General features: G+C 48.2%; 6 protein-coding genes and 1 tRNA gene. 2 read left to right on the forward strand and 5 right to left on the reverse strand.

The window, feature by feature from the left end; genetic code table 11:
- Positions 1–109: 109 nt before the first annotated feature.
- Positions 110–186: transfer RNA gene (locus tag HQL52_19280), tRNA-Arg, on the forward strand.
- A 795-nt stretch (positions 187–981) separates the two neighbouring features.
- The gene (locus HQL52_19285; GenBank protein MBF0371586.1) at positions 982–1,662 is read left to right on the forward strand and encodes a hypothetical protein; all 681 of its coding nucleotides are present in this window, start codon (positions 982–984) and stop codon (positions 1,660–1,662) included.
- A gap of 331 nt (positions 1,663–1,993) precedes the next feature.
- Here the strand turns inward: HQL52_19285 and HQL52_19290 are convergent, their stop codons facing one another.
- From HQL52_19290 to HQL52_19310, 5 genes are all read right to left on the reverse strand, one after another.
- Entirely contained in the window at positions 1,994–2,596 is a 603-nt protein-coding gene (locus tag HQL52_19290) for a hypothetical protein (GenBank protein ID MBF0371587.1), read from the reverse strand.
- Between the two features lie 164 nt (positions 2,597–2,760).
- The gene (locus tag HQL52_19295) at positions 2,761–5,340 is read right to left on the reverse strand and encodes a primase C-terminal domain-containing protein (GenBank protein MBF0371588.1); all 2,580 of its coding nucleotides are present in this window, start codon (positions 5,338–5,340) and stop codon (positions 2,761–2,763) included.
- A 1-nt stretch (position 5,341) separates the two neighbouring features.
- On the reverse strand, positions 5,342–5,665 hold the full coding sequence (locus tag HQL52_19300; protein ID MBF0371589.1) for a helix-turn-helix domain-containing protein: 324 nt from the start codon (positions 5,663–5,665) through the stop codon (positions 5,342–5,344).
- 96 nt (positions 5,666–5,761) lie between these two features.
- Positions 5,762–6,529, reverse strand: coding sequence for a hypothetical protein (locus HQL52_19305; protein MBF0371590.1), 768 nt, complete (start codon positions 6,527–6,529; stop codon positions 5,762–5,764).
- On the reverse strand, positions 6,526–7,770 hold the full coding sequence (locus HQL52_19310; protein ID MBF0371591.1) for an integrase arm-type DNA-binding domain-containing protein: 1,245 nt from the start codon (positions 7,768–7,770) through the stop codon (positions 6,526–6,528). Before HQL52_19310 ends, HQL52_19305 begins: the two co-directional genes overlap by 4 nt.
- Positions 7,771–8,024 lie beyond the last annotated feature (254 nt).

An 8,024-nucleotide genomic window follows, 5' to 3' on the forward strand; every position in this document is an offset into this window, starting at 1 on the left:
GGAGTTTGTCAAGCTCCCCCAACGCATCCCTCTGCCTGTAATACCCAACGCACCCTTTGACACACGCCCGGGAATGGCTATAATCACGGGCTCTCACCTGCACGATCAAGCGCGGTTAGCTCAGCTGGATAGAGCGTTGGCCTCCGGAGCCAAAGGTCACAGGTTCGAATCCTGTACCGCGCGCCAATTAAATCAAACAGTTAGAAGTTCTCGTGGTCAGCTGGAAATTCCCCTGGCATCCAAATAGCATCCAGATGGATCGAGCTGTTTATTCAGTTTTGGCGGTAGTTTACCGGTGGGCTTGGATTGCTGTGGCCTGCACACGATAGGGTTACAGGTCAAAATATCTCGTTTCGTTCATCCATATTGATTGTGCAGGCTTCCCCCGGAAGATGTTTTTTTGGGCGATCAAATGGCAATCACCAGATCGATTCACCATTTCCCGGAGAATCCTGGTATGTGCTGATCATCTTCAACCCCTCAATCATCTGTTTACCCCACGCCAACCATCTCCCCAACAGGCTAATGGCCAAGACTGAGAAGGGGGGTGAACCCGTAGCTGGAATGGGGGCACCCATTGCCACAATAAGCTTGACTCCCCCCTAAGTCATTTTGGATTGACAGGCAGTACGTACTGAAGATAGTGTGAAAACGGGGCTTGAACTCCCCTCACAACCGGTCTCCACGCCCGTCAGCCGTGGTTTTTGTGTTTTCCGACAGCCTCTGGCTGCCGGGTGTGGGGCCGTCATATAAGACCCGCCAGGGGAAAACGGTCCCGCCGCAGTTGTGAGCGGAGTTCAAGCGCCCGGCGGCCTTTCGTTTCAAGTCACCACTTAGCAATACCTGAAGGCGCACATGCTCAAAGCCTCTCTTATCCTATTGTGTCTAATTGCCCAGGATCGTATGGATGCAGGCCATGCCGGGGGTTACTATTTGTCTGTTAAACTTTAAGGTCAATAACGACGACTGCAGGGGGCTGTAATGTTGAGAATTTTTTGCTTAATAAGAAATGGAAGGTGTTGGTTTCGTGATGTAGTTGTGTTTATTTTTGCAGGATTTGTGTTGAGCGGGTGTGGTGGATTAATGTCAGCACAGTACATAGAAAATACGATGGACAGGCCTGGATATTACGGTTACATTTCTGAAAATGAGTCAGAATTTGATCAGACAAAAACGCTTTCTATGGAGCCAGCCTTTCTTGATAAGGGGCCTGTTTTTATCGGGATTAGGTGGAATAGCGCCATGGATAGTGAAGAGTATATATTAGTTGTTGAAAGGCAAGATGCTGTGAATTTCGACCCGGAAGAGCCGTTGCAATTTAATGTAGACGGATTAATGTATGACCTAAAACCAATTGATGGAAGGAGCTTTGGTTATATGGGGAAAAAGCTGCTTGGTGGTGGGACATCGTTTATGGATCCAGTGGTTGATGTTGGCAACAAAACGCAAAAAGAATTCTGGGTGACGGAAGATTTTCTGCATAAAGTTGCGAATGGTCAAAAAACAATTGTTCGCGCTCACTATCTCCAACACAAGTTTACTGAAAGTCGAGTTGATCCGACAGGAGACAGTCTTGTTATTTATGAAAAGTACCCTTATGCGCATTTCAAGGGGGCGATCCCCAAATTTATACGCATGAGGGATGAGATGATGGGGTACTAATTGTCATTGCGTGATTCTCGGGGCATTTTCCCGGGGTTATGCGGAATATCTTGCTGATTTTGAAACTATTATCCGACTTACATCCTGAAGTGCTCCGGCTAGCTTGTAAGAAGATCTGGGGAGGAAATCCTAAAGAACAGCGTTCGTGCAAGGACAGCGTTGGAATAGTCTCTCAGCTGCCTCCCCAAGCTCCCTCAGCTTCAGGAGTGTGGCTAGGGTCGCAGGGTGCAAGGAGTTGGCGGACGAGCATACAGTGGTCTACACGCGTGCCTAGAACGGATTAACCCGCTCCTGGTTATGCTCTGTGAGCCAGCAGCCTGCTGAATAGATCTCAAGCCATACCGCAGCACTTCTGCCAACGGGCTCTGACGGAATCCTCAATCATATCGCATTGGATTTCCAAGGCGATCAATTCATCAATTAGCTGGTCATAGCGATCTTGCCGCATGTTCGGGGGTTTGGATGGAAAAAGTTCCCGATTCCCACCCAAGAGTACCCGTATCTTGTCCATTCGAGAAACAATTTGAGCAATGCCACGTTCCCGCTGAGATCGATAGGAGAGCCGATAACAATGGCGGCAGGCGAAATATTTCCAAGACAGATATAGCTTTTTCACCCGACGGCCACAGTGAGCTCCTGGGCAAATGAAGTACCGCTCCTGCCCGCCCAAGTGGCGCGGGATTCCTGAGAGACGGATAGATTGCTCTACGCTTTCCCAATCTCCTTGATCCAATCGGCAGCGGTACATCAATACCAATTGGTCACAGGCCTTCATCTGGAACACTATGCCCTTCCCAGGATCCCAGAAGACTTTCCCTCGCGCACCAACATTCAGCCCGCCAAGACGGCGAAGAAAATTAATGTCCAATTGAAGGGTGTCTTCAACCGTTCCGAATCCATTGTTATTGTGCCCACCGCTACCTATGCCGCCCATATATATTTGCCGAAATCGGTTGGAAATGTTGTGCTAGGTATGCCCAGATATCATGCTATCCATTTCCCGCATGGAAAAGAGGTTTGTTTGATATGCTCTTTTCACCTAGGGGCGGATACCCGGTTTAAAAGTTCACAATGTTCACGTTGTACACATCAAGGCTGTTAACCTCCAGGCCCTTGATGTTGTCTGTGAACATTGTGAACATTGGATGGGGATATTAACCTTGAATCTGGGGAAATAGTATCCTTGCTGATCGTGACATGTACTCCATCACGATGTCGTTGAGGATCAAACTCAACGGTAATGCCGGCAACACGTAGCCCCGGTGCATGCCTTCGAAGTGCATCCGACAAACCTCTAGCACTTTTAGGCCAAGCGTCTCCTGATGCTTTGTGGTTTTGGATGTTATCTAATAACCCTTTCACAGTACCAGAGTAAGCTTCTGAGCTAGCATCCATAAATTCCTGGATTGCTCGTGCTACAGGTGAGGCATCTAATGCATGGACAACAGCCTTCTCACTTCTTTCCTTGTAGGCGTTTACAAAGGTTCCTTGCGCAAATCCATGCCCTATATGCAGCGCCTCACCAAGAACAGCAAAATCTGCCATACGTGGTAGGTTTTCAATAACCACATGCGGGATGGTCGCCAAGCACTGGGAAAATAAACTCAATAGCCCCCCGAATATTTCAGGACGATTTTTTTCAAATTCAGCTTCCAGTTCAGATGATTTTCGCCTTTGTTTAATGATTGGCAGTTCAAACCTAACCACACGATCAACCAAGTCTTGTGCTGTGGCTAAGGTGGATATGCCATTGAACATAACGGGGCGTTTCACCTCAACGACGCTTTCTTCTGTATTGGTATATAGTTGGCGTCCAGCAAAACCACCACCTGTGGAGAGTGAGCAAAACGCATCTTGTTGGGGGGCAGACAATCTGGAAAGGTTATTGAGCGACACTATCCAGTTGTTGGCAGCACCTACAAAAATATCTCCTACTTCTCTGGGAGCTGCCCGTAAGTTCACGTCATTAGGGTCAATAAGGTCACGGATCCGACTTTGCGTATCACTTTTGCCGCTACCCTGCTCCCCACCAAACTCCAAAATGGGGTTTGGTGTCTCTGGCCGAAAGCATTCCAGGAGACATACAATCATCATCCACTGGTCTTCTGGTTTCTGAATGTTGATGGAATTCCATAAAAGAGAAAAATTACCGCCTTGAGTCGGGTAGGGCAACGGGCGCATCGCTTTGGTCCGTCGGAATTTGACCCTTGGGGAACTGACCACTTCCCAACCACTATCAGTGACTGCAACAGCTTCCCATTTATCATTGCATAAATCGATATAGTAGGTGTTTTCATGCTTTGCAACACGAATCCACGTTTCTATTTCAGCACCATCAAATTTCGCAATTCCAGATAGTGTGCCTATAGCATCTTTTAGGCTGGCCTCCCGGGGAGCTTTGTCGAACTCTTTGTATGCCCGGTATGAGAGCCACTCTTTGAACCCACTGGACTCAAGTGCCCACGTCTCTGTGTGCCCGTCTTGGTCGAATGACGCATAGCATGTTCCATCGGGTTCGTGAAAAAGAAAAGCTTCCTCCTTCACGATGTTCACAATAGCATCGGCGATAGAGCCTTGGTCTTCAATGCGTTCTCCATTCTGATTAACTGATTTGTCTAATTCAGTGATAAGTATCCCTCTGTTCGATTCTTTCAGGCCATGTCTAATGCGCATGTATTGAGCGTGATCATGTTTTTTTATTGCTTGCAAAGATTCGATGGCTTTAGGTTCAAAAGGCGCTCCTGTATCTATTTTGGCTGCTTCCAAGGTTGAGTTGATAGTTTTCAGTGCTTCTTCTATAGTGATGTCAACTGTTTCCGGTTCGTTAAGTGAATATCCCCAAGCTTGCTTTACTTTCTTTAGCGCTTCATTCTGGGGGAAAGGAGGGTTGCATTTGCCAGCAGCGTTACAGATTATGTTTTCGACTTCTGATCGGCTCAACCCTTTTTTCCGATAACGGCACGCCAACTTAAACAGATGTTCATCACGCTGACCTTGGGGGATACCGGATAGAATTTCAGCCGGACTTATCATATCGGTGTGGGGGGATGTAGATTTCGCCTTGCTTGCCTCGTTGCAAAATGGTTCCGGATCCGGGTTGATTCCAAAGGCTTCCAGGAATTCACTCCGGGCGTAACGATTCCTTTCGATGGAGTCCAGTACCTTGACCAAAAATGGTTCCCCCTTACGATGATAGAATCCTGGCAACCGCATCACCCTTGGAAGATCCTTGACCTTGGAGTCACCTTCAAATCGTTGCGCAAGTGCGGTCTGAATCAGGGTGAATTCCTCTAGCCGAATGCTGTCAACAAGCCAATACGCATGGTATTTCCCTTGGCTGGACTCTACGACGATGTGAGGCTTAAGGGGAGCATTCTGCACTGGCTCTAAGGGCGCTCCATCTAGATCCACGAACACCGCCCTTACCTTTGTGATGTTACCCTTTTTTCGACCTTGCCCGTCGGTTTCGTTAACCGTGAAAAATATACCCGCCCGCGATTGATTCAGGCGGGTTAGTTCTTCTGCATGTTGATCAAGGTTTCCATGCATCACCCGGATCAGGCGACTGCTATTATCTTGGGTTCCATCAGCAAAAGTCTGGAATGTGATTATTGACCCATGGCACAACTGACTTAGAAAGGAATTAGCGGGTTGAAGGTTGGGAACCAAATTATTCATTTCACTCCCCTTCGTTGATGTTTGATGAAGGAGAGCTGGTCAATTCGCTTGTGGACGCGATTTTGTGAGAAGCAAGCCATCGGTTAAGGTCAAGAGTATCGTATACTACAGTTTTGCCCAGCTTGATAAATGCAGGGCCACCACCGTAAACGCGTAGTTTCTCAAGCGTGCTTTTTGCACAGCCACAATATTCGGCGGCCTTTGGGGTGCGGAGACGTTTTGGATATTCAGAATGATGCATTTGGGATACTCCCTGATGCCAGTGATTGTTGGCTGAGGAGAAACCCGGAAAGGTGATCTCCCAGCCGCTATAGTCGTGCGACATAAGAGAGGTATACCAGAGCAATAACACAAACCAAAGAATCTTGCCGTATAAAGAAAAAGCAAAAATGTTTCGTCGTTCGAGTGCTTCTCTGGATGGTTACCTGTCCTGAAGGATTTTCTGGATAGCAATCATCTTTTTTTGGTTCTCAACGTCACTGTCAGTGATTTCATCTGGGGGGGTTGATATAAGAGGGAGGTATAAGAAATCATTTTCTGAGATCTCATGAGCTGCTTTTAATCCAGCGATGACCTTCTTGTTTCCCGAATACGATGGGTCAAAATTATCAATTTCAGGAAATATAACTCTTGCCATGTCTGCTGTGGTGATCTCTTTTTCTTTTGCATCAAGTAAACGTAAATATGATGGGAAATGCGCCACTTGCTTTCGTGCTTGTTTCGGTTTCCCCGTGATCTTTTGTTTGATTTGTAGAGCTCTTTTCACATGGCGCAACTGTGGGCCAATCGGCCAGGAGAGATCAAAAACAAATGCTACTTTGTTGGGGTCTCTGGTGGAGCAACCCCACGTTTCAGTTAATACAGATGTTTCAAATGAAAACCCCCATTCTTCCGCTGGAGAAATCATTTCTTTCAGCCCCCACTTTTTCGCTTTTAGGGTTGCACGTGACACAAATTCCCAAGTCTCATGTCCATCTTTTCGCATCCTTTTCTCATAATCATTCAAACTTTCTCCTGGGGTTGCAGGAGGTGTGAAGATAAGTGCATCAAGTCCATCAAGATCGTTGATCTCATGGTAATCTTTTTGGTAGTCCGGGTTTCTTCGTAAAAATTCCCAGGCCCATTTAGAAAGAGGTGTTCCTTCAGGTGAAGGGTATGCGTTGGGATCGCGCCAATCAGGCCGATTCATGGCTTCACCTTCAATGGCAAAACATTGTTTCCAAGGTCACCTTTCATTGCGGCGGCAATCGTCCCGGAGATGCGTTCTGCTGCATCCTTCACCGGGTTAGCGCTCAGATGGCCATAGCGGGCTGTCATCGCTTCAGAAGAGTGTCCCAGGATGGCCCCTACAATCGGAAGGCTTAGCCCCGTTCCTACCCCTAGACTGGCAAAACTATGCCGCATGGTGTGCAGGGAAACATCCTCCAAACCGACGGTGGCCCTAATTTTCCCCCATATGCGTGGAACACCAACAATGTGTCCACCCGGTTTCTCTCCAGGGAAAACGTAGGGGTTACCATCTGAACGGGGGAGGGAAGTCAGCAAGGACAATCCAGGTGCTCCCAGGGGAACAACCTTGAATCCAGTCTTGGAGTCCGGGAGTCTGAGGCAGCTATGCTCAAAATCAACATGTGCCCATTCCAGGGTGAGCATTTCCGACTTCCGGCAGCCAGTGAAAATCAGCATACGGATGACAGAAATCGCTATAGGATTGACTCCATTTTTTTCCGCTTCAGAAAGGGCTGTACCCATCCGTGCCATTTCTTCTTGGCTCAAAAAACGATCTCTCCTTCCCTCCTTGAACTTCTTTACCCCATGAGCAGGATTGTCCATTCGCATTGTCCGGGTTACGGCAAAAGAGAGAATGGCCCCTAAGAGCCCAACGGCACGGTTGGCAGTCCCCTTACCTCCAGACACCCTGGCACGTCCACGGAAACCAGTTTTTACATCGGTGGCGGTTTGGCCATCGGCAACGGCCAACATGAATCGCTCCACATCTCCACGTGTCAACCGGTGAACGAGCTTCCGCCCCAATAACGGTTTGATATGTCGCTCGATCCGGCCCCGGTCCACGTACCGTGTGGATTCTTTTTTATGTGCGGAGCCTTCCTGCATATACAGATCGCACAAATTCGCAATCGTCGGGGCTTGTCTCTCTCTATTCTTGTCTGCGTTGGGGTCTTTCCCGGCTGCCACCTCCCCCAAAACTCTGGTTGCTTCTTTTCGGGCTTGCTCGGGTGTCAAATGGCCATGTTGACCGATGGTATAGCGGGTTTTCTGTTTTCCAATCCGATATTGGGCAAAATAGATTCGTTTTCCAGCTGGTGTGATCTTGACGCCGAAACCTTTGAGATTGGCGTCCCAGAGGAAGGCGTTCCGATCTCCAGGCTTGAGTGCGTCCACTGTTCGTTTAGAAATGGTGGTGCCCATGGCAAGTATCCCTGAAAATGGATGCTAGGGGTGGATGCTGGCATCCAAATGGCATCCAGATGGGATGAAACTAGGGGAGGTGAGAGGAAACGTCAAGAAAGAAAGGTGTTGTAAATCAGCCTGTTTTGAAATGGAAAATCCAACACTAGGAAACGTGCGGAAATGGTGTGCTTTGCTCTCCGGAGCCAAAGGTCAGAGGTTCGAATCCTCTACCGCGCGCCAGTTTTTCCTCTGCAGTTTCAAGACGTTGCTCC

It is taken from the genome of Magnetococcales bacterium, from assembly GCA_015232395.1.
Taxonomy (GTDB): Bacteria; Pseudomonadota; Magnetococcia; order Magnetococcales; family JADFZT01; genus JADFZT01.